We start from the raw sequence: 23,837 nt of genomic DNA on the forward strand, positions 1-23,837 counted from the left end.
AATCGCCGCTATCATGCAGCGCACAAGTCATTCCGTCCGGAGATGAGAGCAATGTCCGCACAGGGAGCGCCCCTGACCGCCGACGCCGATCTGGTGACCCTGGCCCGCGAGGCGGCCGTCGCGGCGAAGGCGCTGGCCGCCGATGCCGGGCGCCGCGTGAGGGCGAGCGTGGTCACGGCCGAGGGCCGGCTCTCCGCCGAGAAGCTGGAGGCCGAGCAGCACGCGGCCCACGGCCTTGCCTGGCTCAGCACCTATGCGGAGGCGGTGACGCAGCTCGCTTCCTATGCGGAGCGTCTGCAGGCGGCCGGCCGGCTCGGCGAGACCGAGACGCTTCTCGTGCGCATCGGTATCGGCGAGTATCTCGACCAGATGTTCGGCGGCATCCCGATGAGCCAGGGCGAGATGGTGCGCCCGACGACCTCGCTCGGCCTGACCGCCCAGGAGGTCGCCCGGCACCGGACCGGCGCCGTCGAGACGATGATCGCCGAGGGCAACACGCCCGCGCACCGCGCCGCCCTCGTCAAGCGCATCCGCGAGGGGCAGGGCGCCGCGACAACCGGCGATTCCGGCCTCGACGAGGACATGGAGGCGATCCGCTCCGAGATGCGCCGCTTCGGCCAGGCCGAGGTCGTGCCGCATGCCCATGAGTGGCACCAGAAGAACGCCTATATCCCGATCGAGATCATCGGCCAGATGGCCGAGCTCGGCGTGTTCGGGCTCACCATCCCGGAGGAATACGGCGGCATGGGCCTGCCGAAGATCTCCATGTGCGTGGTGTCAGAGGAATTGTCGCGCGCCTATATCGGCGTCGGCTCGCTCGGCACCCGCTCGGAAATCGCCGCCGAGCTGATCCTCTGCGGAGGCACCGAGGAGCAGAAGCAGCGCTTCCTGCCCAAGATCGCCTCGGGCGAGATCCTGCCCACCGCCGTCTTCACCGAGCCGAATACCGGTTCCGACCTCGCCTCCTTACGCACCAAGGCCGTGCGGGAGGGCGACGTCTGGAAGGTCTACGGCAACAAGACCTGGATCACCCATCCGGTCCGCGCCGACCTGATGACTATCCTGGTGCGCACCAAGCCCGAGGAGCCGGGCCATCGCGGCCTGTCGCTGCTGCTCGGCGAGAAGCCCCGCGGCAATGACGAGAATCCCTTCCCGGTCGAAGGCCTCTCGGGCGGCGAGATCGAGGTGCTCGGCTATCGCGGCATGAAGGAATACGAACTCGCCTTCGACGGCTTCTCGGTCCCGGCCAAGAACCTGCTCGGCGAAGTCGAGGGCAAGGGCTTCACGCAGCTCATGCAGACCTTCGAGTCGGCCCGTATCCAGACCGCGGCCCGCGCGGTCGGCGTGGCGCAATCGGCCCTCGATATTGGCCTGCGCTACGCGGAGGAACGGGTGCAGTTCGGCAAGCCGCTCGTCGCCTTCCCGCGGGTCTCCGACAAGCTCGCCATGATGGCGGTCGAGATCAACATCGCGCGCCAACTCACCTATTTCGCGGCGCACGAGAAGGACGAGGGCAAGCGCTGCGATCTCGAGGCCGGCATGGCCAAGCTGCTTGCCGCCCGGGTCGCCTGGGCGTCGGCCGACAACGCGCTCCAGATCCACGGCGGCAACGGCTTCGCGCTGGAGTACCAGATCAGCCGCGTGCTCTGCGACGCCCGCATCCTCTCGATCTTCGAGGGCGCCGCGGAAATCCAGGCGCAGGTGATCGCCCGCCGGTTGCTCGAGGTGCAGTGAGCGGAGGCGGCTGGTCCGCGACCTGCTGCGGCAGCCGGGGATCGCTGCGGGGTTGTTGCCTGGCGCGGGTCGCGCGGGGAACCCCTCTCCCGAGTGGGGGAGGGGCAGGGGTGAAGGTCCCGGACCCTTCAGAATAAAACTGAGCCGGCGGTGCTGGCAGCGGGCCGGTTCAGGATACTTGCTGAACCACCTGGGCCCTCACCCCTGCCCCTCTCCCGCACGGGAGAGGGGTTCCCGCGCGACCCGCGGCTCGATCGTCACGGCCGGGTATTTCCTCGGCATCACTCCGCCGCCGCGGGCAGGCTGGTGCGGGCGCGAGCCAGCTGCGTCACCGCGGCGAAATCCGTCTTCCCCGAGCCGAGCTGCGGCAGCCGGTCGACGGTGAGGATCTCGGCCGGCACCATCAGCTCGCTGGCGCCGTGCGCCCGCGCATGGGCCAGGAAGGCGGCGCGGCCGGCGTCGCGCTGCTCGGTCACCAGGACCAGCCGCTCGCCCTTGCGGGCATCGGGAACCGCCGCGACCGCCGAGGCCGCGCCGGGCCACAGCTCGGCGGCCATCGCCTCGACCGCCGCAAGCGAGATCATCTCGCCGCCCACCTTGGCGAAGCGCTTGGCGCGGCCCTTGATGGTGACGAAGCCGTCCCGATCGATCGTCACGATGTCGCCCGTGTCGTGCCAGCCCTCCGGCGGCGGCTCCAGCACGCCGGGATTCTCGGCGCGCAGGTAGCCCAGCATCACGTTCGGGCCGCGCACGAACAGCCGTCCGCCATCCGGCACGCCCGGGACGGGCTCGAGGCGGGCCTCCATGCCCGGCATGATGCGGCCGACCGTGCCGAACCGGTTGAACATCGGCGTGTTGAGCGCGAGCACCGGCGCGGTCTCGGTGACGCCATAGCCCTCCAGGATGCGCAGGCCGAATTTTTCCGCATAGGTCCGGCGGGTCGCGTCCTTCACCGGCTCGGCGCCCGCCAGGATGTAGCGGAGCGAGCGGAAGTCGTAAGGGTGGGCGGCCCGGGCATAGCCCGTCAGGAAGGTGTCGGTGCCGAACAGGATGGTGGCGTTCGCGCCGTAGACCAGTTCCGGCACGATCCGATAGTGCAGCGGCGAGGGATAGAGGTAGACCGGCACGCCCGAGACCAGGGGCAGCACGAGGCCGACGGTCAGACCGAAGGAGTGGAACACCGGCAGGACGTTGAAGACCTTGTCGGTGCGGCCGAAATCGATGCGGGCCTGGGCCTGGGCGGCATTCGCCAGCATGTTGCGGTGCGACAGCACCACGCCCTTCGGCAGGCCCTCGCTGCCCGAGGTGAACAGGATCGCGGCCGGATCATCCGGGCGGCGCGGGGCGAGGGGCCGGCCCCAGTGCAGGAAGCCGCCGAGCTTGTCGAGGAGCCCGATTCGGCCGCGGACATCCTCCAGGTAGACGATGCGCAGGCTCTGCGAGAGGCCGGTCACGAGGGCGTCGAGCCGCCCCTTCTCCACGAAGGCCCGCGAGGTGACGATCGTGTCCACCTCCGCGGCCTTGCAGGCGCTGAGGATGGTGGCGGCGCCCGCCGTGAAGTTGATCATCGCGGGGATGCGGCCGGCCGACATCAGGCCGATGACGGTCACGGCGGCGGCGTTGGCGTTCGGCAGCATCACGCCGATGGCGCGGCCCGGGGGGCTGAGGGGCGCGAGCTTGCCCCCGAGCACCCGCGCCCCGACGAGGAGGCGGTGATAGGTGAGGGAACCCGTGACCGGATCCTCGACGGCGACGCGCCGCCTGCCCTCGCGCTCGGCGGCCTCGACCACGGCGGTGAACACCGTGCGGTCGATCCGCGCCGTGCGGAAGATCAGGTCCGACATGATGCCGTAGAGCGCCGCGCCGGCGGCCTGCCGGCGCTGCTTGCCCTTGAGCGAAGGGTCGACGGCGAGGCGCACCGGTTCCAGCACCGTCACGGTGATCTTCGGCCACCATTGCCGGCGCACCTGCGCCCGCGACAGGCGCGAGAACTGGGTGCGCTCCGGCCCGTCGATCTTCACCGGGACCACCAGGGCGCCGGACTTGTCGGCGATCAGCCCCGCCCCGTCATAGACCTTCATCAGGCTGCCCGTGACGGTGAGCCGGCCCTCGGGGAAGATGATCAGCGTCTCGCCCGCCTTCACCGCATTGATGAGGCGGCGGGTCGCCATCGGCTTCGTCGGGTCGAGCGGCAGGGCATTGGTGAGCCACAGGAAGGGCTTCACCCACCAGCGCTGCGCGATGGCGTGGTCGATGGCGAAGGTCGGCTCCCGCTCGGTCAGCGTGAGCGCGAGGCCGCCGTCGAGGAAGCTCACGTGGTTGAGGGCGATGATGGCGTTTGGGCCCGCCTTGTCGAGGTTCTCCAGGCCCCGCAGCTCCAGGCGGTAGAAGGCCCGGAACAGGATCGACAGGAAGTCCCGGAAGGCGCTGGTCGGCAGCACGGCGAGGATCGCGACGCCCGCTGCGAGATTGGCGAGCGCCACCACGAGGAAGAGGCCGAAGCCCGAGAGGCCCGCCCGCTGCAGGAGCGCGATCCCGGCGGCGCCGAGCACGATGAGGCCGGCCGAAAGCACGTTCGAGGCGGCGATCACCCGGGCGCGGTACGCCTTCGGGGTCCAGGCCTGGAGCGCCGCAAAGGAGGGCACGATGAAGAGCCCGGCCGCGGCGGCAAGCAGCGTGAAGTCCAGCGCGATCCGCCCGCCCTGGAAGGTCGACAGGAAGGCGCCGGCCGAGAGGGGCGCGGCCGGCAGGGTGGCGTGCGCGGCCACGGCGGCGAGGTCGAGGGAGACGAGCCCCATGATCAGGGCGGCGATCGGGGTCGGCAGCAGCACGATGCGCCCGGCGCAGAGCCAGGAGGCGAGGCCGGACCCGGCCGCGACGCCGATCGAGAACAGGGCGAGCATCGCCGTGACCACCGTCTCGTCGCCCCCGAAGCTCCCCTTCACGACGGCGGGCAGCAGCGCGAGCACGACCGCCCCGACGAGCCAGAACCAGCTCGTGATCAGGCCGGTGCGCCACAGGCGCGTATCCGCGTAGAGGTCGCGCACGAGGCCGGCGGTGGAGCGCAGCACGTTGCGGTCGACGACGAGGTGCGGCGCCGCCTCGCCGGTCGGGGGAATCAGCAGGCTCGCCGCCCAGCACAGCACCGCGAAGCCCATGACGAGCCCACCGAACACCGAGGGACCGCCATGCGTGACCGCAAGGCCCCCCACGATGGTGCCCCCGAGGATGGCGAGGAAGGTCGCCGCCTCGATCAGAGCGTTGCCGGCCGGCAGCTCGGCGCGGGCGAGGTGGTCGGGCAGGATGCCGTACTTGATCGGCCCGAACAAAGCCGCGATGGCGCCAAACATCACGAGCGCGACGAACAGCACCGACACCGAGGCCAGCGAGAAGCCGAGCACCGCCACTCCGGCGGCCGCGATCTCCGCCGCCTTGAGACGGCGCGTCAGCCACGCCTTGTCGTGCCGGTCCGCCAGCTCGCCGCCGAGCCCCGAGAGGAAGAAGAAGGGCGCTATGAAGGCCGCACCCGCGAGGGTGACCAGGGCCGCCGAGCCGCCATCCGCCCCGCCGCCCGTGCCCCCGACCCCGAACAGGATCAGGAACACCAGGGCGTTCTTGAGGAAGTTGTCGTTGAAGGCCGAGAAGAACTGGCACCAGAACAGCGGCGCGAAGCGCCGCGTGGCCATCAGCGATCCGGACATGATCGGAACCTCGATCGGTTGGGGTCAGCCGAGAGACCGGCGCCAGGGGGAGGGGGCGGCCGGCATTCTATAGGTCAATCCTTGCTCATCTCCATCAGCAGGCGCTCGGCCCGGGCGTCCTCGATGCGGTTGAGCATCCGCTTGCTCTCGTGCACGTCGCGGACGGTCTTGACCACCGTGATGCAGGATTGGACCAGCATGACCACCCCCATGGCGAGATAGCCCTTGATCCAGAGATCGAGGGGCAGGAACAGGATGCCGCCTCCCACCATGGTGGCGGAGCCGAGGAAGGAGGCGTAGGTGAAGGCCACCCAGGCCGAGGTGTGCTGGGTCGCGGGTTGCGTGTTCATCGGATGAAACGTCCTTCGGTGGGCTACATGATGGCAGGGTCAGGCGGCGGGGACTGGTTCTCCGGCCGCCTTGGCGCGCAGGCGCTCCAGCACGCTAGCAGTGCTGGGCTTGGTGCGGGGGCCGAAGCCGGCCGCTTCGAGCCGCTCGGCAATGCCGGTGGGCTGCGTCGCATCGAAGGCGGCGAGCGCCTCGGCCGCCGCGGCCTCGCCGGCCTGCCGCTCGCGCAGGCGGCGCAGGGTGGCCTGGGCCTCGGCCAAAGCCGCCGCGGCGCCGGGCGCGCCCTCGCCGCGCCGCAGGCGCAGCCGGCGCACCGCCTCCGCCGCCTCGGCGAGGCGGCGGCCGCGCTCCAGTTCGGCGAGCTGGTTTCCGCCCTCCCGCACGCTGCGCCGCAGGGTTTCGACCTCCGCCGAGAAGCTTTTGCGGGCTTCGCGCAGGGAAGCGATGTCCGCCTCCAGGCCGGCGATCGCCTCGGCGGCCTCGGCCGCCAGATCCTCGCGCCCGCCCGACAGGGCCGCGACGGCGCGCTGCTCGAGATCTGCCAGCTTGCCGGAAAGCGCCGCCTCGCGCTTGGCGTCGGCGCTCTCCTGCGCCATGGCCTCGGCCAGCGACCGGCGGCTGTGGTCGAGGGCGGCGGCCGCATCGCGGATCTGCTGGTCGAGAAGCGGCAGGGCATTCTGGTCGATGATATCCTCGCAGGCGCGCGCAGCGGCGCCGCGGGCGAGGGTCGCGAAGATCCGGAGCATCGGGGACCTCATGAACGTTGTTCACGAAGCCACGCTCGCATGTCTTTGAACGATGTTCAAGCCCTTTTTTGAACGCCGTTCATCGGGGAGGCCCGCATGACGACCGAGGAGCGCCGCGAGCAGCTGCGCGGCGCACTGATCGACGCGGCCGAGACGGCGATCGCCGAAGGGGGCTTGAGCGCACTCAAGGCCCGCGACCTCGCCAGGACGGTGGGCTGCGCGCTAGGCGCGATCTACACGGTGTTTCCCGATCTCGACGCGTTGATCCTCAGCGTGAACTTACGCACCCTGCACCTGTTCGAGCGCACCATCACGGCGGTGCGCACGGCGACGGGCGGCGGGGGCGAGGCCGCGCCGCCGGACCGGGGCGCGGCGATCGAGGATCTGGTGCGGCTCGCCGTGACCTATCTGCGCTTTGCCATCGAGCATCCGGCCCGCTGGCGCGCGCTGTTCCAGCACCGGATGGCTGAGATGCCGCCCGCATGGTTCCTGCGCGAGCAGGTGCGCCTGTTCCGGCACATCGAGGCGCCGCTTAGCGTGCTGCGGCCGGATCTCGACGACGAGGCGCGGGCCCTCTTGGCCCGCAGCCTGTTCTCGGCGACGCACGGCATGGTCAGCCTCGGGCTCGACGAGAAGCTGATGACGCTGAGCGAGCCCGTGCTGCGCCGGCAGATCGAGACCGTGGTAATGGCGATCGGGCTCGGCCTGACGCCGGAGAACGCCCCGGACCACCAGGAGGTCAGGCCATGAGCCATCACCCCGACACTGCAGCCTCCCCGGCTGCCGAGCCGCCCGTCACCATCCCGCTGCTCCAGGCATGGCGCGCGGAGGGGCGCCGCATCGTGATGGTGACGGCCTACGATGCCGCGATGACGCGGCTCGTGGATCCGGTCGTGGACGTGATCCTGGTCGGCGACAGTGTCGGTAATGTGTGCCTCGGCTTCGACAACACCCTGCCGGTGAGCCTCGCGATGATGAACCACCACGTGGAGGCGGTGGCGCGGGCGCGCCCGCGCGCGCTCCTGGTGGCGGACATGCCATTCTTGAGCTTCCACCTCGATCTCGCGGACACGATTCGCAACGCGGGCGGCTTCCTCCAGCGCGGCGCCGCGGCGGTGAAGCTGGAGGGCGGCGCGGCGCGGGTGCCCGCGGTGCAGGCGCTGGTGGCCTGCGAGATCCCGGTGATGGGCCATCTCGGCCTCACGCCCCAGAGCGTGAACGCCATGGGCGGGTTCAAGGTGCAGGGGCGCGCGGTGGCGCAGGCGCGCCAGATCCTCGACGATGCCAGGCGCCTGGAGGATGCGGGCTGCTTCTCCCTCGTGCTCGAGGGTATCCCGGCCGAACTCGCCGCGCGGATCACCGAATCGCTCGGCATCCCGACCATCGGCATCGGGGCGGGGCCGGATTGCTCGGGGCAGGTGCTGGTGCTGCACGACCTGCTCGGCCTGCTGCCGGGCCGCAAGGCGAAGTTCGTCCGGACCTATGTGGACGGCTACGGCCTGCTCCAGGCCGGGCTCTCGGCCTTTGCGGAGGATGTGCGGGCCGGCCGCTTCCCGGGGCCGGCCGAATCCTACGCGCTGCCGGAGGCGGCTCGGGCGGCGCTGGATGAGATCCGGGCCCAGAGAGAGGACATCTGCTGAAACGCCACGAGAGTCGATCGAGCCTGACGTGCGTGGCAGCCGCCAGGCTCCTCATGCGGAGCAACGGCTTCGCTTAAGGGGCCGCGATGAGGCAGACCGGATCAACCGGAAGCCGTATCGCAGGATCTCCGCCCTTTACTGCGCCACCGCCGCCTGGGCGGTGGTGGCGCCGGCGCCCGTCTGCGTCCACCGGGTCGCCTCGATGATGTTGGTGCCGAGCATGGTGCGCACGGAGATGCGCAGGGGCAGGAGCACGCGCGCGCCCTCCACGGGGGCGAGCCAGACCGACATGTCGGTGTTCTCCTCCATGAACTTCACGCCGGGCTTGTCGGGGCGGTGGCCGGCGATCGGCCGATAGCGCGCGTTGCAGACCAGGACCGGCCCGGCATAGCCCGGCTTCTCGACCCGCCGGGTTTCCCCGTAGCTGAGGATCACGTCGAAGCGGCTCGCCCCGTCGAAGACCGGGATCACCCGGTTGCAGTTCTCTGGATCGGTGAGGTCGCCCTGCCGTCGAGCCGGCATCAGCAGCGCGCTCACCGGATCGACCACGGCGCGCTTCGCGGCCGCATCGAGGGGCACGCGCTCGGGATCGACGACGAGGGGCGGGACGATCTCGGAGGCGACCACGTTGCCGCGGGCCAGCGCCATGCGGACGGTGATCGAGGTGCTGGAGGAATGCGAGGCGACCGCGAAGCTGCCGGGAACCGGGCGGCCGGCGCCCGCCACCTGCCCGCTCGCCCGGCCCGAGCCGTAGCCGCCGGTGATCGCCCCGACGAGGCCGGTGAGCCGCGCCGTGACGTCCATCTTGTATTGGGCCCCGTTGATGGCACCGTTCATCTGCGCGGTGCCGATCGGGACGCCCGCCAGCATGATGCCGTAATCCACCGTCACCGCGGTGGAGGCCGCCCGCACCCGCGCCGCCGCAGCCGGGTCCGCCGATCCCAGCCCGAGCAGCAGGCCCGGAGCGAGAAGGGCCGGGAGGAGGGGCTTCGCAGGCATGGGAACTGACCGTTCTGAGGGGATGCGGTGCGGGACCGCGATTCGCAGGAATCGCGCGGCATCGTGACGAGTTTAAGGTTAACGGTTCGTCTCGCGTGCGTCTTGCGCGCAAGGCGCGCGGGGGCTTGGTCCCGGCGGGCGGGCGCTTACGCTTGACGAAACCGCCCTCTCTCCCCTATAGGCGCGAGCCTTCCTGGCTTTCGCGCGGTCCGGTCGCCGCCGAGGTCGCTTTTCCAGCGCCCGGCGTGAGCGTCAAGCGGCCCGTGGCCTATCGGATTGTGAAGGATTGATACAATGTCGCGTCGCTGCGAACTCACCGGCAAGGCCGTGCTCACCGGCCATCTGGTGAGCCACTCGAACCGCAAGACGAAGCGCCGGTTCCTCCCGAACCTGTGCAAGGTCACGCTCCTCTCGGACACGCTCGGCCGCTCCGTGCGCCTGCGCATCTCGGCCAACGCCCTGCGCTCGGTGGAGCATCGCGGCGGCCTGGACGCCTTCCTGGTCAAGGCCGGCGAGCAGGAGCTGTCGCAGAATGCGCGCCTCCTGAAGCGCGAGATCGAGAAGAAGCTCGCCGAGGCCGCCTGAGGCCAGTTCTGCGAGCCTCAAGTTCCGCGAGTCTTGACAAGGCGAGCCGCCGTCCGTCCGGGCAGGCGGCTTTTCGCGTTGTTTTCGCGTTGGATGCGGCGCCGCTCGCTCTGACCTGTGACGCCGTGTCGGTCCCGATCCCCTTGCCGCGCAGCCTGATCTGCCGCAGCGTTGGGGCAAACAGAACCGGGTCCTCAAGCGGGACCCGGCGCGGCCGGATCGCGGCCGACGGCGAGGGAGGCGTCCTGTGGTGAACGGAGGGCGTGGGCGCGCGCATCTCTGCGGTGTGCAGACCGCGTGGTCCCAACTGGCGCGGGCCGAGGACGCCGTCGCGGAGGTCGCCGCCGCCATCGACGGCACGCGCGTCGCGCAGCTTCTCGTGTTCTTCTCGCCGTCCTATGGGGCCGAAGCGATGAGTGCGGCCCTGGCGCGCCGCTTCCCGGGCATTGGCGTGGCGGGCTGCACCTCCTCGGGCGAGATCAGCCCGGCCGGCGGCCTCGACCGGGGCCTCGTCGTGGTCGCCTTCCCGCGTGAGGGCTTCCGGGTCGTCTCGACCGTCCTGACCGGCGTCGAGCAGCTCGACGTCGAGGAGGCGGTGGCCTCCGTGCGGACCCTGCGGATGCGGCTCGACATGGCGGGGGAGGGCTGTGCCCAGCGCTTCGCGATCTCGCTCATCGACGGGCTCACCCTGGCGGAGGAGCGCGTCACCTCGGCGGTGGCCTTCGGCCTCGATGCGATCCCGCTCGTCGGCGGATCGGCGGGAGATGCGCTCACCGTCTCGGACACCGCATTGATCCATGACGGACAGGTGCATCACGGGGCGGCAATCCTGCTCATCGTCGCCACCGACCATCCGATCGAGGTGTTCAAGACCGACAATCTGGAGCCGCAGGCGGTCAAGTTCGTGGTGACCCAGACCGATGCCGAGAACCGCACGGTGCGCGAGCTCAATGCGGAGCCGGCCGCGGCGGAATACGCGCGGGCGCTGGGCCTCCAGCCCGAGATGCTGACCCCGACGGTCTTCGCCGCCAATCCGCTCGCCGTGCGGGTCGGGGGCGACTATTTCTGTCGGTCGATCCACCGGCTCAACCCGGACGGCTCGCTGAGCTTCCTGTGCGCGGTCGACGAGGGCGTGGTGCTCACCCTCGCCGGCCGCAAGGACCTCGTCACGACGACGCGCGACGAGCTCGCCCGCCTCGATGCAGCGCTCGGGGGGCTCGATCTGGTGATCGGCTTCGACTGCGTCCTGCGCCGGCTCGACGCGGAGCTGCATCAGGTCCGCCACCGGCTCTCGGACCTGTACCGGCGCTACAACGTCATCGGATTCGAGACCTGCGGCGAGCAGTACCGCGCCATCCACCTCAATCACACCTTCACGGGCATCGCGATCGGCGCCTTGCCGCGGGCCTGAGCGGCCCGAGAGTGCCGCTTCATACGGCTTCCGGTTGATCCGTTCGGGCCTGCCCGACTGAAGCGCCAGCGGAAGGAGATCCGGAGAAGCGGAGAGAGGTCGCTCAGCGGGCGGCCTGATGTGTCAGCGTTCGATCAGCAGGCTCTCGGGGGCGAGGCGCTGCTGCCAATCATGGCGCACGAGCTCCGGATCCGCATGCTCCTCCTGCGGGTGGCCGACGCACAGATAGGCGACGAGCCGCCAGGCCGCCGGCACGGCGAGAATCGCGGAGAGCGGCGCGGGATCGAGGATCGAGACCCAGCCCACGCCGATCCCCCGGGCACGCGCCGCGAGCCAGAAGGTGTGGATCGCGAGCACGACCGAGTAGCGCAGCATCTCCGGCATGGTCGCGCGCCCGAGCCCGTGGCCGACCTGGGTCTCCTCGTCGCAGAACACCGCGAGATGCACGGGCGCCTCGCGCAAACCCTCGAGCTTCAGGCGCCGATAGGCGGCGGCGCGTTCGTCGGGATAGCGCTCGGCCGCCTCCTCGTTGCAGCGGGAGAAGTTCGCGACCACGGCGGCGCGCCGGGCGGCGTCCGCCACCCGGACGAAGCGCCAGGGCTGGCTGTTGCCCACCGAGGGGCTGAGGCAGGCCAGCGCAAGGCAATCCTTCAGCGTCTCCTCCGGCACCGGATCACCGCGGAAGCGCCGCACGTCGCGCCGCCACGCGATGAGATCGGCGAGGTGCTCGCGAAAGGCCTCGTCGAAGACCGGAGATCCGGTCACGGGCGCGTCAGGTCCGCGAGCAGGCTCGCCGCGACCGAGACCTTGGAGACGGTGAGGCCGGAGGCGGCGATCGCCGCCACGGCCGTGCGGATGCGGCCGAGCGATGCGCCGCGGGCCGCGCTCCAGCGCTCCACCGCCGCCTGACCTTGCTCGCCGGTAACGGCGGCCTCCGCCGTGAGCGCCCGGTGGGCGGCGGCGATGCCCGCCACCGCCCGCTCCAGGGCGATCCGGTCGAAGGTGTCGGCCACGGGGATGCTGCGGGCCGCGCGGGTGAGGGGACCGAGGCGAAACAGATCCTCGAGGGCGAAGTGGGTCGCCGCAATGGAAGCGGGCGGGCGCCCGGTCGATTCGGCCACCCGCACGATGTCCGGGGCCGCGCCGAGTTCGGGGAGCGCCGCGAGCCGGCCCGCCAGCGCCTCGGGAACACCCTGATCCACGAGGCCCCGGCAGCGCTTGGCGAGCGCCTCGCGGGCCGAGGCCGGCAGGACCTCGGCCAGGGAGCCGGCCACCGCCGCGATCCCGTCGCGATAGCGCGCCACCACCGCGTCGATGCCGCCATGACCGCCCGCGAGGTCCGTGTTGCGGATGAACCAGACCATGCGCTGGCGCAGCAGGTCCTGAAGCTCGGCATAGAGGGCGAGCTGCTGCTCGCCCGTGATCACGCCGTCGAGGCCATCCACCGCCCGGTTGAGATCGATGAGGCCGAAGGCGTCGCGCGTCACCGCGTAGGCCGCCGCGATGGTCGGCGCCTCCGCGCCGGTCTCGTCCGCGAGCCGGGTTACGATGGTGGGCCCGCCGCGGTTGATGATCGCGTTGGCGAGCCCCGTCGCGATGATCTCGCGGCGCAGCCGGTGGTTGGCGACCGCATCGGGGTAGCGGGCGACGAGCACCGGCGGGAAGTAGCGCTCCAGCTCCTGGGACAGGTAGGGATCGTCCGGCACCGCGCTGTCGAGGAGCGCGTCTTTGAGCGAGAGCTTGGCATAGGCGAGGAGCACCGCGAGTTCGGGCCGCGTCAGCCCCTCGTCTCCTTGCGTCCGCTCGCCGAGGGCGGCGTCGGAAGGCAGGAACTCGACAGCGCGGTCGAGGCGGTTCTCGGCCTCGAGCGCCTGCATCAGCCGGATCGCGAAGCCGTTCTCGCCGGCGCCCTGGCGGTGGCCGAGCGAGAGGGCGAGGGTCTGCAGCTGGTTGTTGCGCAGGACGAGGTCGGCAACCTGGCCGGTCATCCCGGACAGAAGCGCCCGGCGGGAATCGGGTCCCAGGCGCCCATCGCGCTCCGGGGTGGTGAGCGCGATCTTGATGTTCACCTCGACGTCGGAGGTGTTCACGCCCGCCGAGTTGTCGATGGCGTCGGTATTGAGCCGAACGCCCCGGCGCGCCGCCTCGATGCGCCCGCGCTGGGTGAGGCCCAGATTGGCGCCCTCGCCGATGACCCGGGCGCGCAGGTCGGCGCCGGTGATGCGGATCGCGTCGTTGGCACGGTCGCCGGCCTCGTCGTCGCTCTCGGTCGAGGCCCGCACATAGGTGCCGATGCCGCCGAACCACATGAGGTCGGTGGGGGCCTTCAGGATCGCCTGCATCACCTCGGCGGGCGTGGCCTCCTCCCGGTCGAAGCCGAGCCGCGCCCGGATCTGCGGCGAGAGCGGCACCGTCTTGGCCGAGCGGGAGAAGACGCCGCCGCCCGCCGAGATCTTGCCGCGGTCGTAATCCGCCCAGGAGGAGCGCGGCAGGTCGAAGAGGCGGCGGCGCTCGGCATAGGCGGTCGCCGGGTCCGGGTCGGGATCGAGGAAGATGTCCCGGTGGTCGAAGGCGGCCACCAGCTTGATGCAGCGCGACAGCAGCATGCCGTTGCCGAAGACGTCGCCCGACATGTCGCCGACGCCCGCCACCGTCACGGGCTCGCTCTGAATGTCGATGTCGATCTCGCGGAAATGGCGCTTCACCGCCTCCCAGGCGCCGCGGGCGGTGATGCCCATCACCTTGTGGTCGTAGCCCTGGCTGCCGCCCGACGCGAAGGCGTCGCCGAGCCAGTGCCCCGTCTCGATCGAGATGGCGTTGGCGATGTCCGAGAAGGTGGCGGTGCCCTTGTCGGCCGCGACCACCAGGTAGGCATCGTCGCCGTCGTGCCGGACGGTGTCGGGGGGCGGCACGATGGCGCCGCCCACGATGTTGTCGGTGATCGACAGCAGGGTGCGGATGAAGATCCGGTAGCTCTCGGTGCCCTCCGCCAGCCAGGCCTGCCGGTCGGAAGGAGGGGGCAGGCGCTTGGGGAAGAAGCCGCCCTTGGCGCCCACCGGCACGATCACGGCGTTCTTGACCTGCTGGGCCTTCACGAGGCCGAGGATCTCGGTGCGGAAATCCTCCGGCCGGTCCGACCAGCGCAGGCCCCCGCGGGCGATGTAGCCGAAGCGCAGATGCACGCCCTCGACCCGCGGCGAGTAGACGAAGATCTCGAAGAGCGGCCGGGGCAGGGGCATCCCGTCGACCTTCGCGCAGCGGAACTTGAAGGCGATGGTCTCCGGCGGCAGGCCGTGGGGGGCGACCTGGAAGAAATTGGTGCGCTGGGCCGCCTCCACGAGGTTCACGAAGCGGCGCAGGATGCGGTCCTCGTCGAGGCTGGTGACGGCCGACAGGCCCGCCTCGATCTGGGCGCGGATCGCCTCCTGGCGCCCGGCCCGGTCCGCCTCGGTGCGGGGATCGAAGCGGGCATAGAAGAGATCGACGATCGTCCGGGCGAGGTCGGCATGGCGGCTCAGCGTCGCCGCGAGGTAGTCCTGGCCGTATCGAATGCGCAATTGGCGCAAGTAACGGCCGAGCGCCCGCATCAGCGCGACGTCGCGCCAGCCGAGCCCGGCTTCGAGGACCAGCCGGTTGTAGGGGTCGGATTCCGCGAGGTCGCGCGCGATGGCGAGCAGCGCCGCCTCGACCGGACGCTCCACGGCCGCAAGCTCGATCGGCCCGCCGCCGGCCCGTTCGAGCAGCATGTCGTGCAGCCAGATCCCCTCCCTGTCCGGTGCGCCCGGCCGGCCGATCAGGAAGGTGCGCTCGTCGATGACCCGGAAGCCGAGATTCTCCAGCACCGGCACCCGGTCGGAGAGGGGAAGCGCGCTTGCCTTGGAGAAGACCTTGAGGCCGATCCGGGTCTCGGGATCGCCGGGGCGCCGGTGCAGGTCGACGGCGCGGGGCTGCTCGGCGGAGATCCGCTCCAGGATCGCGATGTCGGACAAAGCCTCCCGGCTCGCATAGACGTCCCGGTAGCCCGCCGGGAAGGCCTCGGCGTAGTAGGCGCCGAGCGCCCGCGCGCGGGTGCCGTCCATCGTGTCGGTGAGCGCCTCGCGCAACCCGTCCGCCCAGGTCCGGCTGAGCGCCGTCACCTCGGCTTCGAGCTGGCCCGGGTCGAGGTCGGGCGGGGTCTCCTCGCGCCGCCCGATGATGATGTGGAAGCGCGCGAGCGGTCCCTCCGGGTAATCCGGATAGACCGCCGAGATGTGCCCGCCGAGCCGCGCCGCGAGATGCGCGCTGATCCGCTTCTGCAGCGCGGCGTCGGTGCGATCCTTCGGCACGAAGACGAGGAGCGACACGAAGCGCCCGAACTTGTCCGGTCGCGCCAGCACCCGCACCCGGGGACGCTCGGCGAGCAACACGATGGCGAGGGCGAAGCGGCGCAGGAGGTCGGTGTCGATCTGGAAGAGATCGTCGCGCGGATAGGTCTCCAGCACGTGCAGGAGCGAGCGGCCCGCGTGGCTCGTCGGGTCGAGGCCGGCCTCGGCCACCACGGTCGCCACCTTGCGGCGCAGATACGGCACCTCCTCGGCGCGGCTCGTATAGGTCGTGCTGGCGAAGAGCCCGACGATGCGCAGCTCGCCCGCCACCTTGCCGTCGGCCGAGAACAGCTTGATCCCGACCATGTCGAGATGGGTGCGGCGGTGAATCCGCGAGATCAGGCTCGCCTTGGTGATGATGAGCGCCTCGGGCCGCTCCAGGAAGGCGCGGATCTCGGGCGTCATCGCCACCATGCTGCGCCCGCGGCGCATCACCTCGACGGCGGGATCGCGCAGGAGGCCGAGCCCGCTCTCCGGCTGCCCGCGATACTCGGCGCCCTCGCCGAGCCGGTACTCGCGCATGCCGAGGAAGGTGAACTGCTCGTCCCGGATCCAGCCGAGGAAGGCGCGCGCTTCGGCGACCTCGGCCTCCGGCAGGGGCGGCGGGGCCGCCTCGTAGGCGGCGGCCGCGGCGTCGAGGCGCGCCAGCATGGCGGCGTGGTCGTCGGTGGCGACCGCCACGTCCGCGTAGACCTGGGCGAGGCCGGCGACCAGGCTCGCGCGCTCGGCCTCGTCGTCGATCCGGTTGAGATGGATGTGGATGAAGCTCTCGCGGCTCAACGCCGCCGAACCGTTGGCGGTGGTCTCGCCGACGAGCCGCAACAGGGCGCCGTCCGGGCCGCGCTCGACGGCGAGGATCGGATGGGCGACGAGGCGCGGCTCGTAGCCCCGGGCGACGAGCTCCGCCAGGGTCGAATCGAGCAGGAAGGGCCGGTTGGCGTTGACGGCCTCCAGCACCGTGACGTCGCGGCGATGGCCGCCGCGCACCACCTCCACGTCGGTGAGGCGGATATCCGCGGCGGCGCCGTCGAGCCGCGCCGCCGCGAGATGCTGGCGGGCGGCGAGCGCAAGGTCGGCGAGCGTCTCGGCCGCGTAGACGTTGAGGTCCTCCGGCGGTACCCGGCCGAACAGGTCGCGGACGAATTCACCGGATTCGTGCCGGCGCTCGGCCGCCGCAGCGGCTGCGGCGATCAGATCGGTGCGGCTCGCCTGGGCTTCGGGCGTCGCGGTCGACAGGTCCACGGCTCGTTCCTCCGCCGAGGTGTCAGCAGGCGACGGGTGGCACAGACCTTGGCGGCCTGCAACCCTGATGTCTCGCCCGCTCTCGTCTCCCGTCCTATAGCTCCGGCATCGCGACAGGGAGACGAATCATGGCCGGAGCCAAGACCAAGGAGAAGCGGGGCGACAAGCCCGAGGTCGGCGAGATGCCGCGGCGCCAGGAGGCCGAGGGCGCCGTGATGGCGCTCGATCTCGATCCGGCGGCGGATCTGCCGCCTCATCTCGCGGCCTATTTCGACAAGTGCCGCGAGAAGATCGGCTTCGTGCCGAACGTGCTGCTCGCCTACGCGCACGACACCGCGAAGCTCGATGCCTTCGTGACCTTCTACAACGACCTGATGCTGGCGCCCTCCGGCCTGTCGAAGCTGGAGCGCGAGATGATCGCCGTGGCGGTCTCGAGCATCAACCGCTGCTACTACTGCCTGACCGCGCATGGCGCCGCGGTCCGCGGCCTGTCGGGCGACCCGGTGCTCGGCGAGATGATGGCGATGAACTACCGTGCCGCCGACCTGTCGCCGCGCCACCGGGCGATGCTCGACTTCGCGGTGGCGCTGAGCGAGGCGCCCTGGACGGTGGAGGAGGAGGACCGCGAGGCCCTGCGTGACGCCGGCTTCACGGACCGGGACATCTGGGACATTGCCGCGGTGGCGAGCTTCTTCAACATGACGAACCGGATGGCCTCGGCCGTCGACATGCGTCCGAACCGTTCCTATCACGGCGACGCGCGCGCGTTGCCGGAGACCTGATCCTCTCCGCGCAGCTCCGACCGCGCTCCCCGTCCCTCCCGGACGCGACGGCGGGCGGAGCTCCGGGCCGGAATCGATCGGACCGCGCGCCAGAAAAAAGACCGCGCTCCGGAGAGGCGGTCTTAGGTAAGGGTCTCGAAACCTCTGGAGGAGGCAAGGGCCGCCGCAGCGATCCCCGGTTCCGCATGGGCAGGAGCCGGGAGCATCGACGAACCGAGCCGAGAGGTCTGTTAACGAGTAGCGCCGCTTCACGGCCGGGCAAAGGCGCGAAGCGGGCGGAATGATGACCATCCGGCGGCAGCTCGGCCGTTCCGGCGTGCGGCGCGGGGCTCCGCGGCGCCTGAGCGCCGCCATCCGCCTGGCGCAGCCGGCAAGCGGGTGTCGGATGAGACCGCGTCGGCCCCCGCAACGCCGTCCGCCCGACGCGTCCGGAGACGAGCGAGCGGAAAGGGGCGGAGAATATCGAATTTCGGATGAGGCCAACGGTTCTGGATGCTGACGCATCGGGCCGGCAGCCCTTCGAGACCGGAACCGGCGGCCAGTTCGATGCTGGCTGGTATGAAGCCGGCAATCGGCCGCCGCTCGCCGGCCCTTGCGGGGCGTGGGGGCGCATCCCATCATGCTGCCCACGGGGCGCGGCGGCGCCCGTGGGAAAGGCGGAGGAGCGATGAGCGAGGGAGAGACGGCGGGCAGTCGGATATCGGGCGCGGAGGCCCGGGTCATTCCCTTTCCTCGATCCGCGCCCCCGCCGCCGGTATCGTTCCATCGCCACGAGCTGCGCGAGATCCTGAATCTCTATGGCCGCATGGTCGCGGCCGGGGAATGGCGCGACTACACGATGGACTTCACCCGCGAGAAGGCGGTGTTCGCGATCCATCGGCGCACCTCGGAGCGGCCGCTCTACCGGATCGAGAAGGACCCGCGCCTCGCCCGGCGCCAGGGCGCCTATGCGGTCGTGGCGGAGACCGGGCGAATCCTCAAGCGCGGGCACGACCTCGCGCAGGTGCTGCGGGTGCTGGAGAAGCCGCTGCGGGTCGTGTCGTAGGGGCGTCGCCGCAGGCTCTCCGCCAGCCTCGGACAAGGTGGCGCTCTTAAGACCTCGGACCACCGGATCGGTTCCGAGGACCTGACAGTGAGCGGCGTCTATCTCATCGACCTTGCCTTGCGGGAGGCGCAGCATCTCTCGGCGCGGCAGGCAACGGTCGCGGGCAACATCGCCAATGCCGACACGCCCGGCTACCGGGCGCGCGACGTCGTGCCCTTCCGGCCGATCCCGGTTTGCGTCGGGCCGCCGTCGCGCCTACGGTTCGGGCGGGCGGTCTCACCCGCCCGCCGCGCCACGGGCCGTCCCGCAGGGGCCGGCCCGCCGTGGGAGGGGGACGAGCGAGAAGGAATGGTTGCGTTGCCGCATCGCTGTGCAGGCCGGGATGGGACAGGGCATCCGCGAGGAATCGGCCGGCCGGCGCCGGACCGCGTCCGGCCGGGGGCCTGAGATGCGCTGTCTCGTGACCGGAACGGCCGGTTTCATCGGCTTCCATCTCGCCCGCCGGCTGCTCGCCGCCGGCCACGCCGTCGTGGGCGTCGATGGGCTGACCGACTATTACGACGTGGCGCTGAAGCGGGCGCGGCTGTCGGCGCTCGCGGGCCCGGGCTTTGCCAACCACAGCTTCATGCTGGAGGAGCCCGGGGCCTTCGCGGCCCTAATGGGCGAGGTAAAGCCGGACATCGTCGTGCATCTCGCCGCCCAGGCCGGCGTGCGCTACAGCCTGGAGAATCCCGAGAGCTACGTCGCCGCCAATATGGTCGGCACGTTCCAGGTGCTCGAAGGCCTGCGGCAGCACCCGGTGCGCCACGCCCTCATGGCCTCGACGTCATCGGTCTATGGCGGAAATCCGCGCACGCCCTTCCGCGAGACCGACACCGTGGCGACGCCCCTCACCATCTACGCCGCCTCCAAGATCGCCGGGGAGGCGATGGCGCATGCCTATGCGCATCTCTGGCGGATCCCGACGACGGCCTTCCGGTTCTTCACCGTCTACGGCCCCTGGGGCCGACCGGACATGGCCCTGTTCCTCTTCACGCGGAAGATCCTGGCCGGCGAGCCGGTCGAGGTCTTCGACCACGGGCGCGCGGTCCGCGACTTCACCTATATCGACGACCTCGTCGAGAGCATCGTTCGGCTGATCGAGGTGCCGCCGGGGCCGGAGCCGGTTTCGCCCGCCGATACCCTGAGCCCGGTCGCGCCCTTCCGCATCGTGAATATCGGCGGGGGCGCCCCGGTGACCGTGGGGGCGATGCTGGACGTGCTCGAAGCCGCCCTCGGGATGAAGGCCACGCGCCTGCTGCGGGACCTGCCCCCCGGCGACGTCTCGCGGACGGAGGCCGAGACGCGGCTGCTGGAGGATCTCATCGGCTATGTGCCGGCCACGCCCGTGACGGTCGGCATCCCCGCCTTCGTGGCGTGGTACCGGGAGCATTACGGGGCATCCCCGTCTGGCGCCGGAGCCTGACGGGAGGAGCGCCCTACGCGGTCCTCCCCTTGGTCTCGCGGATCAGCGAGACGAAGCGGTCGAACAGGTAATGGCTGTCGCGCGGGCCGGGCGAGGCCTCCGGATGGTACTGGACCGAGAAGGCCGGGCGGTCGGTGAGGGCGAGCCCGCAATTCGAGCCGTCGAACAGCGAGACATGGGTCTCCACCGCCGTTTCGGGCAGGCTCTGCCGATCGACCGCGAAGCCGTGGTTCATCGACACGATCTCGACCTTGCCGGTGGTCTTGTCCTTCACCGGGTGGTTCGCGCCGTGGTGGCCCTGGCCCATCTTCACGGTCCGCGCGCCGAGCGCGAGGCCCATGAGCTGGTGGCCGAGGCAGATGCCGAAGGTCGGCACCTTGTGGTTGAGGAGGGTGCGGATCACCGGCACGGCGTATTCGCCCGTCGCGGCCGGATCCCCGGGGCCGTTCGACAGGAAGACGCCGTCGGGCTTGAGCGCCAGAATCTCTTCCGCCGTGGCGGTGGCCGGCACGACGGTGACGTCGCAGCCCGCCCGCGTGAGAAGCCGCAGGATGTTGCGCTTCACGCCGTAATCGATGGCGACGACCCGCAGGCCCGCGCCCTGCTCGCGGGTGCCGTAGCCCTGGCCGAGCTGCCAGACGGTCTCGCCCCAGGCCGAGGGCTCCCGGCTCGTCACCGGCGGAACGAGGTCGAGCCCCTCCATGGAGGGCAGGTCGCGGGCCCTGGCCTTCAGCGCCTCGCGGTCGAAGCGGCCCTGCGGATCATGAGCGATCACGGCATTCGGCATGCCGCGGTCGCGGATGAGGGCGGTGAGCGCCCGCGTGTCGACGCCCGTGATGCCGATGATGCCGCGCGCGCTCAGCCAAGCGTCGAGGTGGCTCGATGAGCGCCAGTTCGACGGGTTCGTCACCGCGGCGGCGATCACCGCGCCGCGCACGCCCGAGGCCGGGGCCGCGTCGAGGCTCTCCAGATCCTCGTCGTTGGTGCCGACATTGCCGATATGCGGGAAGGTGAAGGTGACGATCTGGCCCGCATAGGAGGGGTCCGTCAGGATCTCCTGGTAGCCCGTCATGGCGGTGTTGAAGCAGACCTCGCCCGCCGACTCGCCGGTCGCGCCGATGCCGAAGCCTTCGAGGATCGTGCCGTCGGCCAGCACCAGCAGGGCGGTGGCGACCGGCTCGGCCCAGCCGTCGTGAGGCGCGGGGGCGCCCGCGGCGTCGTCTTGCAGCATGATCGTGATCTCGCTTATGTCGCGCGGACGGCAGACACGCCCGAGGGCGGTTCGCACGGGAATTTGTCCGGCACGGCGTCTTTAAGGGGCGCGCCCCGACGGGGTCAATGTGGGCATCCCGCGCAGCGCTCTCAAGTTCCTCACGCGACACGGAGACCGGGGATCATGCTGCGGGAGCGCCTCACCGCCGAGATGAAGGAGGCCATGAAGGCCGGCGACAAGGCGAAGCTCGCCACCGTCCGCCTCATCCAGGCCGCCCTCAAGGACAAGGACATCGAGGCCCGCGGCCTCGGCAAGGGACCGCTCGCCGACGAGGAGATCCTCGCGCTACTCCAGAAGATGATCAAGCAGCGCAACGAGTCGGCTTCCCTCTACGAGCAGGGCGAGCGGCCCGAACTCGCTGCCGCCGAGCGCGCCGAGGCGGCGATCATCGCCTCCTTCCTGCCCCAGCAGATGGACGAGGCCGAGACCCGCGCGGCCATCGAGGCCGCCATCGCCGAGACCGGCGCGGCGAGCCCCAAGGACATGGGCAAGGTCATCGGGGCCCTGAAGACGAAATATGCCGGGCGGATGGACTTCGCGAAGGCGAGCGGCCTCGTGAAGGGGATGCTGGCCGGGGGCTGACCGCCCCCGTCGACCAATGGAGGCGGGAAACGCTCCGTTCGGAGATCGTTGTCTCGCCCGGCCTCCGCCCGCTCTCCCTTTTCCCGGGTCGCATTCCGCTGCCCGCTCCAGTCGTCCGGGAAAGAGGATGTCACGGTCATTCAACCCCTTTGCGGCTCATCCGCCAGGGTTGGCGCAGCCGTGGTCAACTCATGCCCTGATCCCATCCGCTACGCGCTCCGAAGCGTCCCAAGCGGCGCCGTGCGGCCCGGCACGATGTGGAACGCCTGCGGCCGCATGAACAGGAAGCGCGCGGGCGTGTGGCGCACAAGTTGCTCGATCACGAGCGGCACCGCCACCGCAGCCGCCGTCACGACGAGCGACGCCAGGCCCACATCGGGGATCGCGCCCGTCTTCAGCAGCGCGAGGCGGGTCGCCGCCATCGGCAGGAAGAAGGCGAGGTAGATCACGATCGAGCGCTCGCCGCAGTGCCGCAGGGCCGCCGTTACCGGACCACCAGCCCGGACGAGCAGGGAGGCGCCCGTCACGATGGCGAGCGCGCCCGCCGCGCCGAGGAGAAGGCTCACCACCGGCAGGCTCGCCAGGGTCGGATGGCCGTCGAGGCCGGAGGGTGAGAAGGCGAGGAAACCGTCCATGACCGCCCAGGCGGCGAGAGCGGCGAGGGCCGGAGCGACGTGGCGCCGGGCGCTGTCGGTCAGCGCGAAGATCCGGTCGGCGAAGAGCGCCCCGCCCAGGAAGTAGACGTAGCGCTCGCAGAACTCGTCGATCAGAAGAGAGCCGGTCTCGATCGGCAGGATCTCCAGCAGGGCGGCTGCGCCGAGGAGCAGCGGCCAGGGCACCCGGCGCAGCAGCTTCGTGGCGACCGAGAAGACCGCCAGCAGATAGATGAACCAGAGCGTCGAGTAGGGCTCGACGAGCGCATGGGCGAGGTGAAGCGCGAAGGCGCCGGGACCCGCCCCGTCCGTGATCGGCCCGTACTTCACCGCCGACTGGATCAGGGTCCAGAGCAGGTAGAAATAGGCGAAATGCACGACGCGCCGATCGGCGAAGAGGCGCCAGTCGCGGTCGAGCACGCGCCCGACGAACAGCCCCGAGAGGAGGAAGAAGTCCGGGATGCGGAAGGGCTTCGCGAAGGCCACGACCGTATGCAGGAAGCCCTCGCTTCCCATCGCGTCGCCTACACCGAGGGTCGAGTGCATCATCACCACGAGGATGATGCAGATGCCTTTGGCGACGTCGACCCAGGCGAGACGGCCGGGTGCGGCAGGGGGGCGGTCGGACATGGCGGGCCTCGCAGGGACGGGATCCGGGTTGCCCCGATCTTGGCGCCGCACCCGTAAAGGCCGCATCTCGGATCACCGGACGATGACGAAAGGGTTGACGAAGTCTGGACAGACTCTAGCGCGGCTGGCGCTTCGTCTCCCGCCGGGAGCGGGTCATGCGGGTCGCCGCATGGAAATCGTCCGGCTTGGTGCGGATCCAGGCGAGGAAGCGGGCGATTTCCGGATCCTCCCGCAGGCGCGCCACGTCGGCGAGGCGGCGGGCGATCTCGGCCTCGCTGTAACGGGCATGGATCGCCGAGTGGCAGATCTGGTGCAGCCGCACCGTCTCGCCGTGGGTGCCGCCCTTGAGCTTCGGGGTGAGGTGGTGGCGGCTCTGGCGGGCGCCCGGAGGAATGGGTCGCTCGCAGAGCGGGCAGATCGCCGCGGCGGGCGAGGGCGGGCCGTGGGTCGAGGGATCGTCATCGCGCCAGCGTCGGGTTCGCCGCCCCACCTCATTCTCTCCGGACAGGCTCGCGGGTCTTGAGCTCGGGTCTTGGGTTCGGGTCTTGGGTTCGGGTCTTGGGCCGACGGAGATCCGCCGGCCCGCCCGATCTGGGGGGCGTGCGGCCGCCCGGCGAGGCCCCGGCGCTGCGGCGGA

The 23,837-nt window shown here is 70.9% G+C and carries 18 protein-coding genes and 1 pseudogene; 10 read left to right on the forward strand and 9 right to left on the reverse strand.

What is annotated here, in order from left to right; genetic code table 11:
* Positions 1-51 precede the first annotated feature (51 nt).
* A complete protein-coding gene (locus tag MNOD_RS21250) occupies positions 52-1,734 on the forward strand; it encodes an acyl-CoA dehydrogenase family protein (RefSeq protein WP_015931017.1) in 1,683 nt (560 codons plus the stop codon).
* Between the two features lie 281 nt (positions 1,735-2,015).
* On the opposite strand, the gene MNOD_RS21255 is transcribed toward MNOD_RS21250, so the two are convergent.
* The 3 genes from MNOD_RS21255 to MNOD_RS21265 all read right to left on the reverse strand — a co-directional run bounded on the left by MNOD_RS21255 (position 2,016) and on the right by MNOD_RS21265 (position 6,529).
* Positions 2,016-5,435 (reverse strand): acyl-[ACP]--phospholipid O-acyltransferase, encoded by a 3,420-nt coding sequence (locus MNOD_RS21255; protein WP_015931018.1) that lies wholly within the window; start codon positions 5,433-5,435, stop codon positions 2,016-2,018.
* 74 nt (positions 5,436-5,509) lie between these two features.
* Positions 5,510-5,785 (reverse strand): YiaA/YiaB family inner membrane protein, encoded by a 276-nt coding sequence (locus MNOD_RS21260; RefSeq protein WP_015931019.1) that lies wholly within the window; start codon positions 5,783-5,785, stop codon positions 5,510-5,512.
* Positions 5,786-5,824: 39 nt separating this feature from the next.
* Positions 5,825-6,529 carry a PspA/IM30 family protein gene (locus tag MNOD_RS21265; protein WP_015931020.1) on the reverse strand — a complete coding sequence of 235 codons (705 nt, stop codon included), beginning with the start codon at positions 6,527-6,529 and terminating at the stop codon, positions 5,825-5,827.
* Between the two features lie 96 nt (positions 6,530-6,625).
* On the opposite strand from MNOD_RS21265, the gene MNOD_RS21270 reads away from it, so the two are divergent.
* Both MNOD_RS21270 and panB read left to right on the forward strand, forming a co-directional pair.
* Positions 6,626-7,279 (forward strand): TetR/AcrR family transcriptional regulator, encoded by a 654-nt coding sequence (locus MNOD_RS21270; protein WP_015931021.1) that lies wholly within the window; start codon positions 6,626-6,628, stop codon positions 7,277-7,279.
* Positions 7,276-8,169, forward strand: coding sequence for a 3-methyl-2-oxobutanoate hydroxymethyltransferase (gene panB, locus MNOD_RS21275; protein WP_015931022.1), 894 nt, complete (start codon positions 7,276-7,278; stop codon positions 8,167-8,169). Before MNOD_RS21270 ends, panB begins: the two co-directional genes overlap by 4 nt.
* A gap of 135 nt (positions 8,170-8,304) precedes the next feature.
* On the opposite strand, the gene MNOD_RS21280 is transcribed toward panB, so the two are convergent.
* Positions 8,305-9,168 carry a DUF3108 domain-containing protein gene (locus tag MNOD_RS21280; protein ID WP_015931023.1) on the reverse strand — a complete coding sequence of 288 codons (864 nt, stop codon included), beginning with the start codon at positions 9,166-9,168 and terminating at the stop codon, positions 8,305-8,307.
* A 294-nt stretch (positions 9,169-9,462) separates the two neighbouring features.
* On the opposite strand from MNOD_RS21280, the gene rpmB reads away from it, so the two are divergent.
* Positions 9,463-9,753 carry a 50S ribosomal protein L28 gene (gene rpmB / locus MNOD_RS21285; RefSeq protein ID WP_015931024.1) on the forward strand — a complete coding sequence of 97 codons (291 nt, stop codon included), beginning with the start codon at positions 9,463-9,465 and terminating at the stop codon, positions 9,751-9,753.
* A gap of 247 nt (positions 9,754-10,000) precedes the next feature.
* On the forward strand, positions 10,001-11,164 hold the full coding sequence (locus tag MNOD_RS21290) for an FIST signal transduction protein (protein WP_015931025.1): 1,164 nt from the start codon (positions 10,001-10,003) through the stop codon (positions 11,162-11,164).
* 123 nt (positions 11,165-11,287) lie between these two features.
* Here MNOD_RS21290 and bluB read toward each other — a convergent pair whose 3' ends face one another.
* Both bluB and MNOD_RS21300 read right to left on the reverse strand, forming a co-directional pair.
* A complete protein-coding gene (bluB, locus tag MNOD_RS21295) occupies positions 11,288-11,929 on the reverse strand; it encodes a 5,6-dimethylbenzimidazole synthase (protein ID WP_015931026.1) in 642 nt (213 codons plus the stop codon).
* The gene (locus tag MNOD_RS21300; RefSeq protein ID WP_015931027.1) at positions 11,926-16,770 is read right to left on the reverse strand and encodes an NAD-glutamate dehydrogenase; all 4,845 of its coding nucleotides are present in this window, start codon (positions 16,768-16,770) and stop codon (positions 11,926-11,928) included. Before MNOD_RS21300 ends, bluB begins: the two co-directional genes overlap by 4 nt.
* Before the next feature lie 128 nt (positions 16,771-16,898).
* Here MNOD_RS21300 and MNOD_RS21305 point away from each other — a divergent pair, with 128 nt between their 5' ends.
* From MNOD_RS21305 to MNOD_RS21315, 4 genes and pseudogenes are all read left to right on the forward strand, one after another.
* Positions 16,899-17,552, forward strand: a complete 654-nt coding sequence (locus MNOD_RS21305; RefSeq protein WP_015931028.1) for a peroxidase-related enzyme — start codon at positions 16,899-16,901, stop codon at positions 17,550-17,552.
* Between the two features lie 667 nt (positions 17,553-18,219).
* Positions 18,220-18,597 carry a DUF2794 domain-containing protein gene (locus tag MNOD_RS21310; protein ID WP_015931029.1) on the forward strand — a complete coding sequence of 126 codons (378 nt, stop codon included), beginning with the start codon at positions 18,220-18,222 and terminating at the stop codon, positions 18,595-18,597.
* A gap of 87 nt (positions 18,598-18,684) precedes the next feature.
* Positions 18,685-18,825 (forward strand): annotated as a pseudogene (locus MNOD_RS45760) (flagellar basal body protein); the annotation flags it as partial.
* Between the two features lie 220 nt (positions 18,826-19,045).
* Positions 19,046-20,062 carry an NAD-dependent epimerase/dehydratase family protein gene (locus MNOD_RS21315; protein ID WP_015931031.1) on the forward strand — a complete coding sequence of 339 codons (1,017 nt, stop codon included), beginning with the start codon at positions 19,046-19,048 and terminating at the stop codon, positions 20,060-20,062.
* A 13-nt stretch (positions 20,063-20,075) separates the two neighbouring features.
* Here the strand turns inward: MNOD_RS21315 and carA are convergent, their stop codons facing one another.
* Positions 20,076-21,293 carry a glutamine-hydrolyzing carbamoyl-phosphate synthase small subunit gene (carA, locus tag MNOD_RS21320; protein ID WP_015931032.1) on the reverse strand — a complete coding sequence of 406 codons (1,218 nt, stop codon included), beginning with the start codon at positions 21,291-21,293 and terminating at the stop codon, positions 20,076-20,078.
* A gap of 165 nt (positions 21,294-21,458) precedes the next feature.
* Between carA and MNOD_RS21325 the strand changes: the two genes are divergently transcribed.
* Positions 21,459-21,917: a GatB/YqeY domain-containing protein gene (locus tag MNOD_RS21325; protein ID WP_015931033.1), complete on the forward strand. Its 459-nt coding sequence runs from the start codon at positions 21,459-21,461 to the stop codon at positions 21,915-21,917.
* A 209-nt stretch (positions 21,918-22,126) separates the two neighbouring features.
* Here the strand turns inward: MNOD_RS21325 and MNOD_RS21330 are convergent, their stop codons facing one another.
* Together MNOD_RS21330 and MNOD_RS21335 are read right to left on the reverse strand one after the other, a co-directional pair.
* Complete coding sequence (locus tag MNOD_RS21330) at positions 22,127-23,200, reverse strand: acyltransferase family protein (protein ID WP_015931034.1); 1,074 nt, start codon at positions 23,198-23,200, stop codon at positions 22,127-22,129.
* A 115-nt stretch (positions 23,201-23,315) separates the two neighbouring features.
* Positions 23,316-23,690 (reverse strand): HNH endonuclease family protein, encoded by a 375-nt coding sequence (locus MNOD_RS21335; RefSeq protein WP_015931035.1) that lies wholly within the window; start codon positions 23,688-23,690, stop codon positions 23,316-23,318.
* Positions 23,691-23,837: the final 147 nt, after the last annotated feature.

Source organism: Methylobacterium nodulans ORS 2060, assembly GCF_000022085.1.
GTDB classification, from domain to species: domain Bacteria; phylum Pseudomonadota; class Alphaproteobacteria; order Rhizobiales; family Beijerinckiaceae; genus Methylobacterium; species Methylobacterium nodulans.